The 16794-nt window shown below is 65.3% G+C and carries 18 protein-coding genes; 12 read left to right on the forward strand and 6 right to left on the reverse strand.

What is annotated here, in order from left to right; genetic code table 11:
• The first annotated feature begins 37 nt into the window (after window positions 1–37).
• The 6 genes from rbfA to RMR04_RS30645 all read left to right on the forward strand — a co-directional run bounded on the left by rbfA (window position 38) and on the right by RMR04_RS30645 (window position 7427).
• Window positions 38–487 carry a 30S ribosome-binding factor RbfA gene (gene rbfA / locus RMR04_RS30620; protein ID WP_311912259.1) on the forward strand — a complete coding sequence of 150 codons (450 nt, stop codon included), beginning with the start codon at window positions 38–40 and terminating at the stop codon, window positions 485–487.
• Window positions 480–1439, forward strand: a complete 960-nt coding sequence (gene truB, locus RMR04_RS30625; protein WP_311912260.1) for a tRNA pseudouridine(55) synthase TruB — start codon at window positions 480–482, stop codon at window positions 1437–1439. The genes rbfA and truB overlap by 8 nt, the downstream gene beginning before the upstream one ends.
• A 210-nt stretch (window positions 1440–1649) precedes the next feature.
• Window positions 1650–2906: an extracellular solute-binding protein gene (locus RMR04_RS30630; RefSeq protein WP_311912261.1), complete on the forward strand. Its 1257-nt coding sequence runs from the start codon at window positions 1650–1652 to the stop codon at window positions 2904–2906.
• A 16-nt stretch (window positions 2907–2922) separates the two neighbouring features.
• Complete coding sequence (locus tag RMR04_RS30635) at window positions 2923–3837, forward strand: carbohydrate ABC transporter permease (RefSeq protein WP_311912262.1); 915 nt, start codon at window positions 2923–2925, stop codon at window positions 3835–3837.
• Window positions 3834–4676: a carbohydrate ABC transporter permease gene (locus tag RMR04_RS30640; RefSeq protein ID WP_311912263.1), complete on the forward strand. Its 843-nt coding sequence runs from the start codon at window positions 3834–3836 to the stop codon at window positions 4674–4676. The genes RMR04_RS30635 and RMR04_RS30640 overlap by 4 nt, the downstream gene beginning before the upstream one ends.
• A gap of 204 nt (window positions 4677–4880) precedes the next feature.
• The gene (locus tag RMR04_RS30645) at window positions 4881–7427 is read left to right on the forward strand and encodes a methyl-accepting chemotaxis protein (protein ID WP_311912264.1); all 2547 of its coding nucleotides are present in this window, start codon (window positions 4881–4883) and stop codon (window positions 7425–7427) included.
• A 25-nt stretch (window positions 7428–7452) separates the two neighbouring features.
• Here RMR04_RS30645 and RMR04_RS30650 read toward each other — a convergent pair whose 3' ends face one another.
• Window positions 7453–7974, reverse strand: coding sequence for a helix-turn-helix domain-containing protein (locus tag RMR04_RS30650; RefSeq protein ID WP_311912265.1), 522 nt, complete (start codon window positions 7972–7974; stop codon window positions 7453–7455).
• A complete protein-coding gene (locus tag RMR04_RS30655) occupies window positions 7971–8372 on the reverse strand; it encodes an AraC family transcriptional regulator (RefSeq protein WP_311912266.1) in 402 nt (133 codons plus the stop codon). The genes RMR04_RS30650 and RMR04_RS30655 overlap by 4 nt, the downstream gene beginning before the upstream one ends.
• 216 nt (window positions 8373–8588) lie before the next feature.
• Between RMR04_RS30655 and RMR04_RS30660 the strand changes: the two genes are divergently transcribed.
• Window positions 8589–8954, forward strand: a complete 366-nt coding sequence (locus tag RMR04_RS30660; protein ID WP_311912267.1) for an Atu4866 domain-containing protein — start codon at window positions 8589–8591, stop codon at window positions 8952–8954.
• 57 nt (window positions 8955–9011) lie between these two features.
• Here the strand turns inward: RMR04_RS30660 and RMR04_RS30665 are convergent, their stop codons facing one another.
• Window positions 9012–9623: an NAD(P)-dependent oxidoreductase gene (locus RMR04_RS30665; protein WP_311912268.1), complete on the reverse strand. Its 612-nt coding sequence runs from the start codon at window positions 9621–9623 to the stop codon at window positions 9012–9014.
• 124 nt (window positions 9624–9747) lie between these two features.
• Here RMR04_RS30665 and RMR04_RS30670 point away from each other — a divergent pair, with 124 nt between their 5' ends.
• The 5 genes from RMR04_RS30670 (at window position 9748) to RMR04_RS30690 (ending at window position 14614) form a co-directional block, all read left to right on the forward strand.
• The gene (locus RMR04_RS30670; protein WP_311912269.1) at window positions 9748–10140 is read left to right on the forward strand and encodes a winged helix-turn-helix transcriptional regulator; all 393 of its coding nucleotides are present in this window, start codon (window positions 9748–9750) and stop codon (window positions 10138–10140) included.
• A gap of 152 nt (window positions 10141–10292) precedes the next feature.
• On the forward strand, window positions 10293–10562 hold the full coding sequence (rpsO, locus tag RMR04_RS30675) for a 30S ribosomal protein S15 (protein ID WP_054143123.1): 270 nt from the start codon (window positions 10293–10295) through the stop codon (window positions 10560–10562).
• 260 nt (window positions 10563–10822) lie between these two features.
• Window positions 10823–12991 (forward strand): polyribonucleotide nucleotidyltransferase, encoded by a 2169-nt coding sequence (pnp, locus tag RMR04_RS30680; RefSeq protein ID WP_311912270.1) that lies wholly within the window; start codon window positions 10823–10825, stop codon window positions 12989–12991.
• Window positions 12992–13130: 139 nt separating this feature from the next.
• Window positions 13131–13895, forward strand: a complete 765-nt coding sequence (locus RMR04_RS30685) for an alpha/beta fold hydrolase (RefSeq protein WP_311912271.1) — start codon at window positions 13131–13133, stop codon at window positions 13893–13895.
• Between the two features lie 83 nt (window positions 13896–13978).
• On the forward strand, window positions 13979–14614 hold the full coding sequence (locus RMR04_RS30690) for a pyridoxamine 5'-phosphate oxidase family protein (RefSeq protein ID WP_311912272.1): 636 nt from the start codon (window positions 13979–13981) through the stop codon (window positions 14612–14614).
• 159 nt (window positions 14615–14773) lie between these two features.
• Here RMR04_RS30690 and RMR04_RS30695 read toward each other — a convergent pair whose 3' ends face one another.
• From RMR04_RS30695 to RMR04_RS30705, 3 genes are all read right to left on the reverse strand, one after another.
• A complete protein-coding gene (locus RMR04_RS30695; protein WP_311912273.1) occupies window positions 14774–15772 on the reverse strand; it encodes an adenosine kinase in 999 nt (332 codons plus the stop codon).
• Window positions 15773–15854: 82 nt separating this feature from the next.
• Window positions 15855–16235, reverse strand: coding sequence for a helix-turn-helix domain-containing protein (locus tag RMR04_RS30700; protein ID WP_311912274.1), 381 nt, complete (start codon window positions 16233–16235; stop codon window positions 15855–15857).
• A complete protein-coding gene (locus RMR04_RS30705; protein WP_311912275.1) occupies window positions 16232–16792 on the reverse strand; it encodes a Smr/MutS family protein in 561 nt (186 codons plus the stop codon). The genes RMR04_RS30700 and RMR04_RS30705 overlap by 4 nt, the downstream gene beginning before the upstream one ends.
• Window positions 16793–16794: the final 2 nt, after the last annotated feature.

Here is a 16794-nt window from a genome sequence, read left to right on the forward strand (position 1 = left end):
GACGTTTAATCCGGTCCGATCCCGGAGAACGAGAACCATGGCAAGACCAGCAAAACCCTCCGGCCCCTCGCAGCGGCAGTTGCGCATCGGCGAATTGATCCGCCATGCCATCGCCGAATTGCTCGCGCGCGGCGACATCCACGACGATGTCCTCGCCAAGCACGTCATCACCGTGCCCGAGGTGCGCCTTTCATCCGATCTGAAGCTGGCAACCTGCTACATCATGCCGCTCGGCGGCGGCGACGTGAAGCCGGTGCTAAAGGCGCTGACCGACCATAAGCGCTATATCCGCGGCGAGATCGCCCATCGCGTGAACCTGAAATACGCGCCCGATGTCCGCTTCCTGCAGGATGAGAGCTTCGCCGAGGCCGAGCGCGTCGATGCGCTGCTTTATTCCGACAAGGTGCGCCAGGACATCCTGAAGCAACCGCTGCGGATTCAGCAGGACAACCCAAACCGGGATGAGGGAGGGCAGGACGATGAGTGAGGTCGCCGCTGCCGAAGACGCCGCCCTGCCAGCGCAGGATGAAGCTCGCAGCTTTGCGCCGCGCCCGAAGAAGCGCGACGTGCATGGCTGGGTCGTGCTCGACAAGCCCGTCGGCATGACCTCGACCCATGCCGTCGCTGTCGTCAAGCGCGCCTTTTCCGCCAAGAAAGCCGGTCATGCCGGCACGCTCGATCCGCTCGCCTCGGGCCTGCTGCCGATCGCTCTGGGCGAGGCGACCAAGACCGTCCCCTTCGTCATGGACGGGCGCAAGGCCTATCAGTTCACTGTCGCCTGGGGCTCGCAGACCAACACCGACGACACCGAGGGCAAGGTCATCGCGACCTCGGAGGCGCGGCCCGACGTGGCTGCCATCACAGCGCTACTGCCGCGCTTCACGGGCACGATCAGCCAGGTGCCGCCGCAATTCTCGGCGATCAAGATCGCCGGCGAACGCGCCTATGATCTCGCCCGCGAGGGCGAGGAGGTCGTTCTGGAGGCGCGCCCCGTCGAGATCGACGCCCTTCGCATCGTTTCGCATTCGGCCGAGACCACGACCTTCGAGGCGGAATGCGGCAAGGGCACCTATGTCCGGGCGATCGCGCGCGATCTTGGCCTGGCGCTCGGCTGCCTGGGGCATGTCGCCCATCTCCGGCGCACCCGCGTCGGCCCTTTCAGCGTCGCGGATGCTGCCAGCGTCGAGAGCCTGCGCGAGAGCCAGGAGGCGGCGACCGCCGCGCTCCTGCCGGTGAAGACCGCGCTGGCGCTGATCCCTGAGATCGTGGTCCATCGCGACGCGGCGCTGCGCCTGAAGCGCGGCCAGAGCGTGTTGCTGCGCGGGCGTGACGCGCCGGTCGAAGCGCAGGCCGTCTATGCGACATCGGGTGGCGTGCTGATCGCGACCGGCTCGATCGATAACGGCGAACTGGTACCCCACCGCGTCTTCAATCTGTAGTTTCCAGTCATTTTCTGACAACATTGCATGTCTGGCGGCGTTGCATTTCTGGCGGCGCTGATGGTCTCGGACTGGTCTTATTGCGCCCCGCCCTGAATCGCGATTGCATCGGCCCGGCGGCCAAAATAGATTGAAGCGGGCAGACCTGTTAGAGACCATAAAGCTGGCGCTACGCGACCAGATGCGGCCCGACGTCAGGGGATGAAAACGATGATCGCGATCACTCGCCGCCTCAGCATCGCCGCCGCGGCCGCTGTCGCACTTGTCGGCGGATTCTCCGGCATCGCCTCCGCACAGACGGAGCTAACCTTCTGGACCTGGCGTCAGGAGGATCGCGCGGCGTATCAAATGTTCTTCCAGGCGTTTGAGAAGGCCAATCCCGGCATCAAGGTCAGATTCGAGGGCTTCGAGCCCGCCAACTACCAGACCATCCTGTCGACGGCGCTGGCGGGAGGGCGCGGGCCCGATGTGATGCAGGTGCGGGCCTATGGCAATCTCGAGAGCATCGCCAAGCCCGGTTATCTCATGGCGCTCGACAAGGCCAACGCGCCCGAAACCGCCAATTTCCCCGATTCGGCACTAGCGGCCGAGAGCCTGCGCGCCGACGGCAAGGTCTATGCGCTGCCCTTCGCCTCGCAGACCATGCTGGTGGTCTACAACACCGAACTCTTCACCAAGCATGGCGTCACCCCTCCCGGAAGCTGGGACGAACTCGTCGCCCTGTGCAAGGCGCTCAAGGCCAAGGGTGTGACACCGTTCGCCAACGGCACCGCCACAGCCTGGCAGAACGAGACCATCGTTCAGGCGCTGCTCTCATCCCTGCTCGGCAAGGGATTCGAGGCCGACCTGCTTTCGGGCAAGGCCGATTTCACCGATCCGCGCTTCGTCGGCGCGCTGACCAAGTTGAACGAGCTCAAGGACTATTTCGCGCCGAATTTCTCCGGCATCGACTACGCCTCGTCGCAGCAGCTCTTCGCCGCCGGCAGCGCGGCGATGTTCGCCGGCGGCTCCTACGAGGTCGCGGCCTTTCAAAAACAGAATCCGCGCCTCAAGCTTGGCGTCTTCGCGTCCCCGTCCGCCAAGGCTGGCGAGCCGCCGCTCGTCGCTGTTTTCTACGATGGCGGTTATGCCGTGAACGCCAGGACAGACAAGAAGGAGGCGGCGCTGAAGCTGGTGCGCTGGCTCGGCACGCCAGAGTTCGGGACGATGCTGAGCGGCACTCTGCAGAACGTCTCGCCGATCAAGGGCGTCAAAGCTGAGGCGCCCGCGGTGCAGCAGGTGATGAAGCTCAACGAAAGCGCGATGTCGTATCTCATGCTGGTGCATTTCCGCTACCAGGAGCCCTCTGGTTCGGTGCTGCTGCAAGCAGGCGTGCAGAAGATGCTCGCCGGGCAGACGACGCCCGCCGAAGTCGGCGCCGAGATCACCAAGGGCATCGCGACCTATTATGCGCCGTTCAAGAAATAGCTGAGCCATGCCGGATATGGGTTCGGCCACCCGCCACCGGGTCTGGGTGACGTTCCTCGTCACACCGCCTCTGGCGGTGATGGCGGTGTTCGTGGTCTATCCGATCCTGTCAGCGTTCTCTTACGCCTTTTTCTCGTGGCATGGCCTGTCGCGCGAGGCCTTCGTCGGGCTTGGAAATTTCGTCGACCTGTTCACGAAGCCGCATTACGCGCAGCCGATCATGCGCGCCTTCGGACACAACCTGATCGTGCTCGCGGCCCTGCTCGTGGTGCAGAACGGCGGCGGCTTCCTGCTCGCCTGGTTCTTGCACCGCGAACCCTTCGGCTTTCGCTTTCACCGGGTCGCGGTCTTCTTGCCGGTCATCCTGTCGAGCGTGATCGTCGCCTTCCTGTGGAAGCTGCTGCTTCACCCGAATTTCGGCGCGGTGAACGGTGCGCTGAACGTGGCGGGGCTGGGCAAGCTCGCTCTGCCCTGGCTGGGCGACAGCCGCACCGCGCTTGCCGCCCTGATCTTCGCCAATGCCTGGCACTGGATCGGCTTCCCGACGCTGGTCTTCCTTGCGGGCATGCAGCGCATTCCGCGCGAAGTCCTGGAAAGCGCCGAACTCGATGGAGCGAGCCAGATCCAGGTTCTGCGCCGTATCGTCTGGCCGCTGGCGGCGCCGAGCGCGACGGTGACCTTCACCCTGCTCTTCATCGGCGCCTTCAACTGGTTCGAGCTGCCCTATCTGATGACCGGTCTCGAAGGTTCGCCGTTCGGCTCGACTGATGTGCTCGGCCTCGTGTTCTACCGCCTCGCCTTCGGCAACCAGAGCGCCAGCGTTCAGGATTTTGGCCATGGTTCGGCCTTGGCGACACTGCTCTTCCTGTTCATGGCGGCTGTTGCGACGGCGGCAACGATCCGTCTGCGCCGACGCGAGATCGCGCTGTGACGCGCTGGCTCGCTCGCCCCGCCGATCTTGCCAGCGCCGGCATGGTCCAGCTCGTGCTGATCCTGAATTCAGCGTTGATGCTCTACCCGATCGTGATCATGGTGTTCGCCGCCTTCAAGCCGACGGCGGAGATCTTCGCCAGGCCCTTCGCGCCGCCCGATTTCAGCAATATCGACAATTTCGTCCGCATCGTCGAGGAAGCCAACTTCCTGCGCTATCTCGGCAATTCGATCCTGGTCACGGGCGTCTCGGTCGCGCTGATCCTGGTACTGGGGACGATGGCGGCCTACGCGATCGCACGCTACCGGTTTGCGCTGGCGACGCCGATCTTCCTGATCTTCCTCGCCGGGCTGATGCTGCCGCTGAAGCTCGCGATCATCCCGCTCTTCGTCCAAATGAACGGGCTCGGGCTGATCGATTCGCGGCTCTCGCTGATCCTGATCTATGTCGCGATGGGGCTGCCCTCGACCGTCTTCATCATGACGGGCTTCCTGCGCACATTACCGGGCGAACTCGAGGATGCCGCTCGCATCGACGGCGCTTCCGAGCCGCGCATCATGTGGTCGATCATGCTGCCCTTGTGCAAGCCGCCCCTGGTGATCGCGGGCATCCACAACGCTGTGCCGGTCTGGAACGATTTCTTCTTCCCGCTGATCTTCATCCAGAGCGATGCGCGCAAGACGCTGCCACAGGGCCTGACCACATTCATCGGCGAGTACGCGACCGATTGGGGCATGCTGTTCGCCGGGCTCACCATCGCGGCGCTGCCGATCACCTTGGTCTACATCGTGCTATCGCGCCAATTCATCGCCGGGATGACGCAGGGCGCCGTGAAATAGGACGGTGTGCCGATCACGACCGGCTCGATCGGCAGCGGCGAATTGGTGCCGCATCGCGTCTTCAACCTGTGAATTCGTTTGGAATCGTCTGCACGCATAGGTTGGTAAATCAAACGTAAACACAATTTCAAGGCTTCTGCGGCAATTTGATCCTGTTGCCGTGCGGCAGAAAGCGCGCGCGGCCGGGGCGAGCGGGGGCCGCGCATGACTTTGTCGACTTCGAAGCTGTCGATCAGGCATATCCTGATCGGCCTGATCTGTGCAATGGCGCTGACGACCGGCGGCCTGACGCTCCAGGAAATCTGGTCCGCCTATAAGCGCTACGGCGTGTCCCAGCAGGTTGTCGGGCTGGCGGGATTGAACCGGAACCTGTTCGATGCGCTCGGCGCCTTCCGGCTCGAACGCGCCTCGATGCAGAGCGCCGTCATCCTGCCGAGCGACAAGAACCAGTCCTCGATCGAGACCTATCTGCAGCGGCGCAAGCAAGTCGACGAAGCCATGGCGCAGGCGAATTCGGTGCTGACCGCTTCGAACCGCCCGGCTCTCGCCCCGTTCCAGCGCGACCTCGCCGCCATCTATGACGAGACACGCAAGCTGCGCGAGAGTGTCGAGCGCGACCTCAAACTGCCCGTCGAGGGCCGCGACAAGCAGATGCCAGAGCGCGTCCTCGTTGTCGGCGAGAAGCTGCTGGTCAGCCTCGACAAGGCCTCGCTGGCCGTCGACAGCGAGATCCGCGCCCTCAATCCGGCTTTGACCGAACTCGTGGTCGCGCGTGCGTTGTCCTGGGCGACACGCACCTATACCGGCACATCCGGCGTCATGGTCAGCACAATCACGGCACAACAGCGCCCCTTCGACGCGAAGGAGACGCGCATTTTGCTGAGCAATGACGCCAGCGCGCTGGCCAGCTGGCAGGCCCTGCGCGATATGGCCGACACCGCTCAGACCGACCCCGTGATCAAGGCCGCCATCGCCACGGGCCACGCCACCTATTTCTCCGGCCCGGTCAAGGAGATGCGCGAGAAGATCGTCGCGCAGGCGACTTCTGGCAGCAAGCCCGGCATGTCAGTCGACCAGTGGCGCGGCGAGATCGTGCCCGCGCTCGAAACCATCGCGGCCGTCGCCAATGCGGCGCTGGACCGGGCCATCGCAGGAGCGAATGCAACCGCGAATCAGGCCTTTGCCGAACTCCTGACATATGGCGCGATCCTGCTCGTCAGCCTGCTGATCGCCGTCGTCGGATATGTCGTGGTGCGCTCGCGCGTCACCACCCCGCTCGCGCAGATGACAACGGCGATGACGCAGCTGGCGAAGGGCGATCTCGATACCGCGCTGCCGCGGATCGCCTATCAGGACGAGATCGGGGCGATGGCGAGCGCCTTGTCGGTCTTCCATGAGAATCTGGTCAAGATGCGCGAGCTCGAGCAATCGGAGCGTGCGGCTTCCGCCACCCGCCTGGCGCGGGCGCAGTCGATGGAAGCGGTGGTGACGGATGTCGGAGAGGTTGTCGCGGCTGCGGCATCGGGCGATTTCTCGGCGCGGCTGCAGATCGAGCATGCCGACGAGCAGATGCAGAAGCTCGTCGCCGGCATCAACGAGATCAATGCGGTGGTTGATTCAGCCACATCCGAGTTCGCGGCCGCCCTGCACGCGGTTGCGGGCGGCGACCTGACCGCCCGGATCGAGACCGCCTATCGCGGCAAGTTCGCCGAGCTCAAGGGCGCGATCAACGAGACGGTCGACCGCCTGTCCTCGACGGTGCGCACGATCCAGACGACCTCTGCGGATGTCGGTCTGGCGGCGCGCGAGATCACGATGGGCGCCGATGACCTCTCCAAGCGCACGGAAGAGCAGGCGAGCTCTCTGGAGGAGACTGCAGCCACGACCGAGGAACTCGCAGCTTCGGTGAAGGCCTCGGCTCAGGCCTCGAAGCAGGCGGCCGCGATCGCGACCGAGGCGATGCAGGCGGCGCAGACGGGCGGCACGATCGCGACCGAGGCCGTGGCTGCAATGGCGCGCATCGAGAGCGCCTCGCAGAAGATCTCCGACATCATCCGGGTGATCGACGACATCGCCTTCCAGACCAATCTGCTGGCGCTGAACGCGGCGGTGGAAGCGGCGCGCGCCGGCGATGCCGGCAAGGGCTTTGCCGTGGTGGCGTCCGAAGTGCGCACGCTGGCGCAGCGCTCGGGCGCCGCTGCCAAGGACATTTCCGGCCTGATCTCGTCGTCGAACCAGGAGGTCGGCGAGGGCGTCAAGCTGGTGCGCCAGGCCGGCGACGCCCTGACCCAGATCCTGGCGGCCTCGCAAAAGGTCGCGGCCACCATCGCCGAGATCTCGGCGGCTTCGGGCGAGCAGGCCAACGGCATCGACGAGATGAGCCAGGCTGTCGCCCATCTCGACGAGATGACGCAGGCCAATGCCGCGCTCGCCGAACAGAGCGCGGCCTCGGCCGGGTCGCTCTCGGGCCGCATCGTCCAGCTCAACGACCTCGTCGCGGCCTTCAGGACCGGCCCTGAGGGAGCAACCGCCTCAACGGCCAGCTACGCCTCGGCGCCGCGCACTGCTGCCAGGGCAAGCGCTGCCCAGGCCCATGAACCGGCCTCGGAGCCCGAGCGCCTGCGCAAGCTCGCCGAGGCTGCCTTCGGGCAGGCCCCAGCCAGACCCGCTCCTGCCCCGGCGCGGGCCTCCGCACCGGCCAAGCGCGCCGTCAACGGCCGCGCCAATGACGCAGGCTGGGAAGAGTTCTGAGGCAGGGAGGAGCCTGCGCGCAGCCTCAGGCTCCAACCATCTCCAAGGCTGAAGCCCCGCGCAGCCTTGCAACGTCCCGCAGCGGCGGCGCGCCGAAGAGCCGGCGATATTCGCGGCTGAACTGCGACGGGCTTTCATAGCCGACCCTGAAACCGGCGGAGGCGGCATCCAGCGCCGCGCCCAGGATGAGCCGTCGCGCCTCCTGCAGGCGCAATTGCTTCTGGTATTGCAGCGGGCTCATCGCGGTGACCGCCTTGAAGTGCTGATGCAGCGCCGAGGGACTCATGCTCGCCTCGGACGCCAGCGCCTCGATGCTGAAGGTCTTGTCGTAGTTGCGCCTGATCCAGCCTATGGCCCTGTTCACCTGCTGCAGCTTGCTTTCGGCCGTCGCGATCTGGCGCAGGCGGGCCGCCTGTTCGCCATTCATCAGGCGGTAGAGGATCTCGCGCTCGGCCAGGGGCGCCAGGACCGCGATGTCATGTGGTGTCTCCAGCAGCCTGACCAGCCGCAGCATGGCGTCGAGCAGTTCGGGCGCGGCCGGATTCACGGCGAGGCCCGGCCCAGCGCCGGTATGCCCCCCTCGCCAGGCTTGGTCGCGTTGGGCTTGCTCTCCAGCATCAGCGCACTGAGCTGGACGGGATCAAGATCGAGCCGCACGGAGAAATAGGGCTCCTCAGTGCTGGCCTCCACGACCTGGCCGATGATCGGCAGATCGACGGAGACGACGAGGTAATGCGTCCGATCGTAGAGATAGATCTGCTCGCCCAACATGACCTGCTTGCGGCCCTGCACGATGATGCACAGCGCCGGCAGATGCAGCCCATGCATGGGCTCAGTCGGCTGGCTGGAGCGGATCAGGGCGAGCCGCGGGATCGCCGTCTGATGCACGCCATCCAAGGTCACGAGGCGGCCGAGCAACGCCGCCAGTTCATCCGCCTGCCGCATCCAACCGCTCCATCATAGGGCCGATGCCAGTCGAACCGGCACCGGCGTCTGGATTTTCATACAATGAATTGGCGGTTCCTGCGACCCAATGCCAGCACTCATGGAGGATCAGGCAATCCTTGCGGCGCTTCGGTCTATCGCCCGCGAGCCCGGATGCGGCATTCATCTCCTCGCACTGGCCCAATTAGGTGGCCGCTCGAAACACAGGAGCAAGCCATGCAGTTCAACCGCGTTCTCACCGCGTTCAGCGCGCTCACCGGATCCATCCGCGCCGCCAACGCAACCCACCCGCTCGAGATCGACCTCGAAGCGCTGATGCAGCCCAACGCCGCCGAGCGCGCCATGATGGGCGTCTGGGTCGCCGATGACGGAGCAACCCGGCTCTCGCTCCTGCCGAACGGCCGCTATGGCAAGACGCTCGGTACCGGGCGCGACATCTATCGCGGCCGCTACGAGGTCGACGGGGCGCGCCTCTATTTCGAGGGCGACACCGGCCGCACCGCTATCGGTGAGGCCCGCCGTGGCATTCTCACGCTGGGCGACCATCGCTTCATCCGACCGGGGGCGCGCAGCGCCGCATGAAAAAGGGCCGGTGCTGGGGGGCGCCGGCTCTCATTTTTTCAGTAACCGCGCGTTTTTTCAGTAACCGACAGTGAAGCGCTTGCGGCCATGGGCCGGCTTCTCCAGCTCGTCGACCAGCGCCACCGCGAAATCCTCGGCGGAGATCGCGCTGTTGCCGCCGCCGTCGACCAGCAACTGATCGCCGCCGAGACGGAACTTGCCGGTCCGCTCGCCCGGCGCGATCACGGCGGAGGGCGACAGGAAGCTCCAGTCCAGCGCCTCCTCCTGCCGCAAAAGATCGAGATAAGCGCCGCCTTTCTTGGCCTCGGCATGGTAGGCTGCCGGGAAATCGGGCGTGTCGAACAGCTGCACGCCGGGAGCGACCTCCAGGCTGCCAGCGCCGCCGACGACGAGGTAGCGCTTGACGCCGGACTGCTTCACGGCCCCAAGCAGGGCCTCCGCATCGCTCGCCAGATAATGGACGGAGCTGATCACCGCCTCATGGCCGGTAAGCAGCCTGGCGAGGCTGTCTTTGTCGAAGATATCACCCTTGACGGCGGTGACGCCGGGCAATGCCGGGACCTTCTCCGGATTGCGGACAATGGCCGTGACCTTATGGCCACGGGAGACGAGCTCCGACAGAATGCGCGAGCCGATAAAGCCGGTGGCGCCGATGAGTGCGATTGTCATGACATGGTCCTGTTTTTCCAGTATCTAATAGATACTACCACTCCGATGGAACCTAGATGGCCCGGTCGTTCCCTTCCGTAAAGAAGGCACTTCCGCGAGACATGGTCACCTCCAGGAAACCCGCATGCTGCTGCGCCCCGACCCCTTCAATGCGCGATGCCCAACGCGGCGGGTGCTCGACCGCATCGGCGATAAATGGGCTGTGCTGATCCTGATCCTGCTCGAGCATGAGACGCTGCGCTTCAACGAGCTGCGTCGGCGCATCGAGGCGATCTCCCAGAAGATGCTGTCGCAGACGCTGAAAAGCCTCGAGCGCGACGGGCTGATCCGCCGCGAGGCCTTCCCGACGGTACCGGTCACGGTCGAATATTCGCTGACCGAGCTCGGCCGGACGCTGGCCGCGACCGTCGACAGTCTGAGGATCTGGGCGGAAACCCATATCGGCACGGTCGAGGAGGCGCAGCGGCGCTATGATCACGGGGCCGGCCCGGATTTGGCTGAAACCGCATCGCGCTAGCCTTTCCCGTCGTTTCGTGTATATGCCCAGCCAACCGGCGTGAAAGCCGGCTGCGCAGCCTCTCCTCGATGAGAGCGATTGCGGGCTTCGGACCTTGCTGGACGACATCCCGGCCTGGCCCGCCAGATCAACCCCAATATGAGGATCTCACGATGTCGATCACTGCCGAGCGCAAGACTGCGCTCATGAAGGAACATGCCACCAAGCCGAACGACACCGGCTCGCCGGAAGTCCAGGTCGCGATCCTGACGGAACGCATCAACAACCTGACCGGCCACTTCAAGTCGCATGTCAAGGACAACCATTCGCGTCGCGGCCTGCTCAAGATGGTTTCGCAGCGCCGTTCGCTGCTCGACTATCTCAAGAGCAAGAGCGAGCCGCGCTATAAGACCCTGATCGAGAAGCTCGGCATCCGCCGCTGATCGAGCGCTGACTGCTTCACGCCCGGTGCGACATCGCTCCGGGCGGTTTTCCAGGATCTCCGCAATGGGGCGGCGTCCTGATTTCATCGCGGGAGCCGCAAGGGGCGGCCTTCCCGCATGACCCGCCGGGCGTCCTCGATGTCCATGGCAGGATCGCCGAGCGCTCGGGCGCATAGTCTCGCAAAAACCCGAGCTTTCCGCCGTCTTGCTCATGGGCCGGAGACACCGGCCGGGTCGCATCCGATCCGAAAGACAAATCCATGTTCGATGTACAGACCGAAGAACTGATCTGGGGCGGGCGCAAGCTTGTGCTCGAAACCGGCAAGATCGCCCGCCAGGCCGACGCCGCCGTGCTCGCGACCTATGGCGAGACCGTGGTGCTCGCCACCGTCGTCTCCGCCAAGACGCCCAAGGCCGGGATCGACTTCTTCCCGCTGACCGTGAACTACCAGGAAAAGACCTTCGCAGCCGGCCGCATTCCCGGCGGCTATTTCAAGCGCGAAGGCCGACCGACCGAGAAGGAGACGCTGGTCTCGCGCCTGATCGACCGGCCGATCCGCCCGCTCTTCGTCGAGGGCTACCGCAACGAGACGCAGGTCGTCTGCACCGTGCTGCAGCATGACCTCGAGAACGACCCCGATATCGTCGCGATGGTCGCGGCTTCCGCCGCCTTGACCCTGTCGGGCGTGCCGTTCACCGGCCCGGTCGGCGCTGCCCGCGTCGGCTATTTCGACGGCGCCTACAAGCTCAACCCGCTGGTCGACGAGATCAAGGAATCGCAGCTCGACCTCGTCGTCGCCGGCACGCCCGACGCCGTTCTGATGGTGGAATCGGAGGCCAAGCAGCTCTCCGAGGAGATCATGCTCGGCGCCGTGATGTTCGGCCACAAGCACTTCCAGCCGGTGATCGACGCCATCATCCGCCTGGCCGAGAAGGCCGCCAAGGAGCCGCGCGATTACGTTCCGGCCGACAACTCCGTCGTTCTCGACGCCGTCCTCAAGCTGGTCGATGCGGATATCCGCGCCGCCTACCAGATCAGGACCAAGGCCGAGCGCTACAAGGCGCTGGACGCCGCCAAGGCCAAGGTTGCTTCGCTGATCTCGGAGACGCCGGACGGCAAGACCACCTTCACCAAGGAGCAGGTCGGCGGCCAGTTCAAGGAAGCCCAGGCCAAGGTTGTGCGCTGGACCATCCTCGACGACGGCGTCCGCATCGACGGCCGCGATCTCAAGACCGTGCGCAAGATCGTCGCGGAAGCCGGCATCCTGCCGCGCACCCACGGCTCGGCGCTGTTCACCCGCGGCGAGACGCAGGCGCTGGTCGTGACCACGCTGGGCACCGGCGACGACGAGCAGTTCATCGACTCGCTGGAAGGCACCTACAAGGAAACCTTCCTGCTGCACTACAACTTCCCTCCCTATTCGGTTGGTGAAGCTGGCCGCATGGGCTCGCCCGGCCGCCGCGAAATCGGCCATGGCAAGCTCGCCTGGCGCGCCATTCGCCCGATGCTGCCGGCGAAGTCGGAGTTCCCCTACACCATCCGCGTCGTCTCGGAGATCACCGAGTCGAACGGCTCCTCCTCGATGGCCACCGTCTGCGGCACCTCGCTTGCCCTGATGGACGCCGGCGTGCCGCTGAAGGCGCCGGTTGCGGGTATCGCGATGGGCCTGATCCTGGAAGGCGAGCGCTTCGCGGTGCTCTCCGACATCCTGGGTGACGAAGACCATCTCGGCGATATGGACTTCAAGGTCGCCGGCACGGCCGAGGGTATCACCTCGCTGCAGATGGACATCAAGATCGCCGGCATCACCGAGGAGATCATGAAGGTCGCCCTCGACCAGGCCAAGGGCGGTCGCGACCACATCCTCAGCGAGATGAACAAGGCGCTTTCGGTCTCGCGTGGCCAGCTCGGCGAGTACGCCCCGCGCATCGAGACGATGAAGATCCCGGTCGACAAGATCCGTGAAGTCATCGGTTCCGGCGGCAAGGTCATCCGCGAAATCGTCGAGAAGACCGGCGCGAAGGTCAACATCGAGGACGACGGCACCATCAAGATCGCCTCGGCCGACGGCAAGTCGATCGAAGCCGCGATCAAGTGGATCAAGTCGATCGTCTCCGAAGCCGAAGTGGGCATGATCTATGACGGCACCGTCGTGAAGATCATGGAGTTCGGCGCCTTCGTGAACTTCTTCGGCGCCAAGGACGGCCTGGTCCATATTTCGGAGCTGGCCGCGGCTCGCGTCCAGAAGGTCTCGGACGTCGTCAAGGAAGGCGACAAGGTCAAGGTCAAGTTCCTCGGCCAGGACGAGCGCGGCAAGATCCGCCTCTCGATGAAGGTCGTCGACCAGGAGACCGGCGAGGATCTGACCGAGAAGCTCAAGGCCGCTCGCGACGCCGAGAAGAGCCGCGAGCGCGGCGCCGCCGAGTAAGCAGCGCGCGATTCACGTGAAACGAGACGCCCCGCATCGCAGGATGCGGGGCGTTTTTTATTGCCCCTGCGCCACGGCAATGCTGACAGATCCATGATGCGGGCTGCTGCAGTCTTCCGCGGCAAACCAGGGTCCAGCAATGAAGTCTTTCACCGTTCCAGCCGCCGCTGCAGAGCTGCGCTATCATGACATCGCGGGCGAAGGCCCTGCGCTTCTCTTCATCCATGGGCTGGGCTGCGCCTCGTCCTGCGACTATCCGAGCGTCGCGGCGGACGCCGCCCTGCGGGGACGGCGCATGCTCCTGGTCGACCTGCTGGGCTCCGGCTTCAGCGATCGGCCGACCGGGTTCGGCTACACCATCGAGGACCACGCCCGCAGCATCGCGGCTCTGGCCGAGCATGTGCGATTGACCGAATTCGATCTCTTCGGCCACAGCATGGGCGGAGCGGTGGCCATCACGGCGGCGAGAATGCTGGGTGGGCGCCTTAGGCGGCTCGTCCTCGGCGAGCCCAATCTGGAGCCCGGCGGGGGCTTTTTCAGCCGACGCATCGCCTCCATGACCGAACGCGACTATATCGAGCGCGGCCATGACGCGCTCGTCCAGGCCAGTCGCACTGAGGGCAACGGCATCTGGGCCGCGTCGCTGGCCATCAGCGCCCCCTACGCGGTGCGTCTCGGGGCTTGCTCATTGATCGCCGGCAGCACTCCGAGCTGGCGTGAGATGCTCGCAGATCTGCCGCAGCCGCGTTCTGTCCTGTTTGGGGAGGCCTCGCTTCCAAGCAGCGATGCGGAGAGCCTTCCCAGGCTCGGCGTCGATGTCGCCATCATACCGGCAGCCGGGCATTCCATGGCCTGGGAGAATCCTGTCGGCCTGGCCGAGGCGATCGCACGCGCCTTGTCCTGAGGTGGGCAGTGTCGGGCCGGGGTAAAGCCGAGGTGACGGCTCATCTTCAATGGTCTAGACTATTACGACCCATGGAGATTGGCATGCGCGACCACACCCTCACCTCCCTCGATGACCTTGCGGCACTTTATCCCAACCCGATCGCCCCGGCCTCGGTCGCCAAGGAGATCGATCACGTCGATGCGAATTACGGGGCGCTGATCGCCGCCTCCCCGTTTTTCGTGCTCGCGACCAATGGTCCGGACGGCCTGGATTGCTCACCGCGTGGGGATATGCCGGGCTTCGTGCGACTCCGGGACGCGAAAACGCTGCTGATTCCGGACAGAAGAGGCAATAACCGGTTGGATTCATTGAGGAATATCCTGTTCGACAATCGAATCGGAATGCTCTTTTTGATCCCCGGTTACGGCGAAACGCTGCGCGTGAACGGCACGGCGACGCTTTCGACCGATCCCGAGCTCTGCGCGGGCTTCGCGATGGCCGGAAAGCTGCCAGCTTGCGTGATCGTCATCGCGGTGGAGAGCGCCTACTTCCAGTGCTCGCGCGCAGTGGTGCGCGCCGACCTCTGGAACCCGGCGGCGCAGGTCGACAAGCGGAGCTTGCCGAGCGCCGGGCAGATCCTGCGTGCGATCACGGAGAAGAACGACAAGGTCGAGACCTTCGACGGCGAGGCCTATGACAAGGCGCTGCCGGAGCGGGTGAAGGCGACGCTGTATTGAAGAGGTTGAACGAGCGACAACCTTGTCATTCCGGGGCTTCGCACAGCGAAGAACCCGGAACCCACGACTGGGTGGATGCTCCAATCGCTATCTCTCACCCAGTCGTGGGTTCCGGGTTCGGCCCAGAGGGCCGCCCCGGAATGACAGGCGGGCTGCGGTTCACAGCAGCCCTTCGTTCCCCGCTAGAACCTTCAGGTTCATATCCGGCCTTGCGCCGACATGGCTGATGACCTCGGCGGCGGCGAGTGCGCCCAGGCGCAGTGCGTCACGCACTTCGCGGCCAGAGGTCAGGCCGAAGAGGAAGCCGGCAGCGAAGAGATCGCCCGCGCCGGTGCTGTCGACGATGCGCTCGACGGGGAAGACCGGCTCGGCGATGATGCCATCCGGCGTCACGGCCAGAGCGCCCTTCTCCGAGCGGGTCACGGCGGCGAGGATGTTCTCCGCCCGCAACGCCGCCAGCGCCGTCTCGAAATCAGCGGTCTGGTAGAGGCTCTTCAACTCGTGCTCATTGGCGAAGACGAGGTCGACCATGCCATTGCGGATCAGGCCGAGGAACTCGTCGCGATAGCGATCGACGCAGAAGGAATCCGACAAGGTGATAGCGACGCGCCCGCCGGCCTTGTGGGCGATCTCGGAGGCCTTGCGGAAAGCCTCCTTGGCCGCCGGCGGGTCCCAGAGATAGCCTTCGAGATAGATGATGTCGGCGCTCTCGACCGCCTTGGCGTCGACGTCAGCCACTGTCAGCCCCTGGCAGGCGCCGAGATAGGTGTTCATCGTGCGCTCGCCATCGGGCGTGACGATGATGAAGGAGCGTGCGGTCGCGGGACCTTCCATCGCGAAGGCCGTGTCGAAGGACACGCCGAGCGAGGTCAGGTCATGCCGGTAGAGCTTGCCGAGCTCGTCGGCCTTGACCTTGCCGATGAAGGCGCCCTTGCCGCCGAAGGAGGCCAGGCCGGCGATGGTGTTGGCGGCCGAGCCGCCGGAGATGACCTTGGCCGGTCCCATGGCGGCGTAGAGCGCCTCGGCGCGGGCCTCGTCGATCAGCATCATCGCGCCCTTGGCAAGCTCGTACTTAGCCAGGAAGTCCTCCTCGGCGGAAGCGATGACGTCGACGATGGCGTTGCCGAGGGCGAGGACGTCGGTGCGCGAATTGCTCATGAACAGGTCCGGATGCTGATCTTAAGGAGGGAGTTGGCGGCGCGTGTTGCATCCGCCGGGCTTCGGGTCAAGCAAGTCGGGCTCAATCCGGCGCAGCAGTGCGGCGAATCGCGGCTTCGTCGAGGATATCCGCAAGGCGTTTGAGTTCGTCCGGCTCCAATGCCGCGATCTCGCGGGCGAGGCGGTTGGCGAGCAGCGTCGCCTCGGCATCGAGGCCAGCCGTATCGACCGTGACACGCGGATGCGAGAGATCGGCAAGGCGCACCAATTCATCCGCCTCGTCCCAGATCACGCCCAGCACATGGATGACGCCCTGGATCAGCACGAAGGTCGGCCGACCGCGCTTGCCGTGCTCCAGCGCCGAGAGATAGGCCGGCGTGACGCCGAGCGAGCCCGCCATTTGCGCCAAGGTGACGCCACGAGCCGCGCGCAGGGCCCGCACCCGCTGGCCGAAGGGGGTCATGGCCCGATCTCGCGTTGGCGGCGCAGGCGTATATATAGCGCGCCTGCTCCGCCATGGCGCTGCTCGGCCTCCTCGAAGCCGACAACCAGCGGACGCAGATCGGGCAGGCGCAGCCAATGCGGCACCATGCGGCGCAGCACCCCGCGTTCCTCGCCGAACAGGCTGTCTCCAGCCGCGCCCTTGCCGGTGACGACCAGCGCGAGCTTGCAGCCGCGCGCCTGCTCGCGCCGCAGAAAGGCCCGCAATGCCAGATGTGCCTCGTCCTGGCGCATGCCGTGCAGATCGATCACCGCCTCGACGCCCTGCTGGCCGCGCCGCAATTGGGTGCGCAGGCGGCGTTCGAGCGGCGCCAATGGCGGCGGCGCGGGTTTGGATTGGGCCGACTTCGCAGCCACCACAGGAATGGCGGCCACGGCCATGACGGGGCTGGGTGCAACTGGCTCCGGCTGCTCGGGCTCGACCGGCTTGCGGCCGGGAAGCGGCGTCACCGAGCGCGCGACTTCGCGCCAGAGCGCGATATCGGCCGGCGACAATGTCTTGCCCCGCCGCGACCGCATCG

The organism is Bosea sp. 685 (assembly GCF_031884435.1).
Classification (GTDB): domain Bacteria; phylum Pseudomonadota; class Alphaproteobacteria; order Rhizobiales; family Beijerinckiaceae; genus Allobosea.

What these genes read in the sequence shown, in the direction of transcription:
- rbfA (WP_311912259.1), top strand. Translation starts at nt 38, where the DNA reads ATGGCAAGACCAGCAAAACCCTCCGGCCCCTCGCAGCGGCAGTTGCGC.
- truB (WP_311912260.1), top strand. Translation starts at nt 480, where the DNA reads ATGAGTGAGGTCGCCGCTGCCGAAGACGCCGCCCTGCCAGCGCAGGAT.
- RMR04_RS30630 (WP_311912261.1), top strand. Translation starts at nt 1,650, where the DNA reads ATGATCGCGATCACTCGCCGCCTCAGCATCGCCGCCGCGGCCGCTGTC.
- RMR04_RS30635 (WP_311912262.1), top strand. Translation starts at nt 2,923, where the DNA reads ATGGGTTCGGCCACCCGCCACCGGGTCTGGGTGACGTTCCTCGTCACA.
- RMR04_RS30645 (WP_311912264.1), top strand. Translation starts at nt 4,881, where the DNA reads ATGACTTTGTCGACTTCGAAGCTGTCGATCAGGCATATCCTGATCGGC.
- RMR04_RS30655 (WP_311912266.1), bottom strand. Translation starts at nt 8,372, where the DNA reads ATGCGGCAGGCGGATGAACTGGCGGCGTTGCTCGGCCGCCTCGTGACC.
- RMR04_RS30660 (WP_311912267.1), top strand. Translation starts at nt 8,589, where the DNA reads ATGCAGTTCAACCGCGTTCTCACCGCGTTCAGCGCGCTCACCGGATCC.
- RMR04_RS30665 (WP_311912268.1), bottom strand. Translation starts at nt 9,623, where the DNA reads ATGACAATCGCACTCATCGGCGCCACCGGCTTTATCGGCTCGCGCATT.
- RMR04_RS30670 (WP_311912269.1), top strand. Translation starts at nt 9,748, where the DNA reads ATGCTGCTGCGCCCCGACCCCTTCAATGCGCGATGCCCAACGCGGCGG.
- rpsO (WP_054143123.1), top strand. Translation starts at nt 10,293, where the DNA reads ATGTCGATCACTGCCGAGCGCAAGACTGCGCTCATGAAGGAACATGCC.
- pnp (WP_311912270.1), top strand. Translation starts at nt 10,823, where the DNA reads ATGTTCGATGTACAGACCGAAGAACTGATCTGGGGCGGGCGCAAGCTT.
- RMR04_RS30685 (WP_311912271.1), top strand. Translation starts at nt 13,131, where the DNA reads ATGAAGTCTTTCACCGTTCCAGCCGCCGCTGCAGAGCTGCGCTATCAT.
- RMR04_RS30690 (WP_311912272.1), top strand. Translation starts at nt 13,979, where the DNA reads ATGCGCGACCACACCCTCACCTCCCTCGATGACCTTGCGGCACTTTAT.
- RMR04_RS30695 (WP_311912273.1), bottom strand. Translation starts at nt 15,772, where the DNA reads ATGAGCAATTCGCGCACCGACGTCCTCGCCCTCGGCAACGCCATCGTC.
- RMR04_RS30700 (WP_311912274.1), bottom strand. Translation starts at nt 16,235, where the DNA reads ATGACCCCCTTCGGCCAGCGGGTGCGGGCCCTGCGCGCGGCTCGTGGC.
- RMR04_RS30705 (WP_311912275.1), bottom strand. Translation starts at nt 16,792, where the DNA reads ATGCGGTCGCGGCGGGGCAAGACATTGTCGCCGGCCGATATCGCGCTC.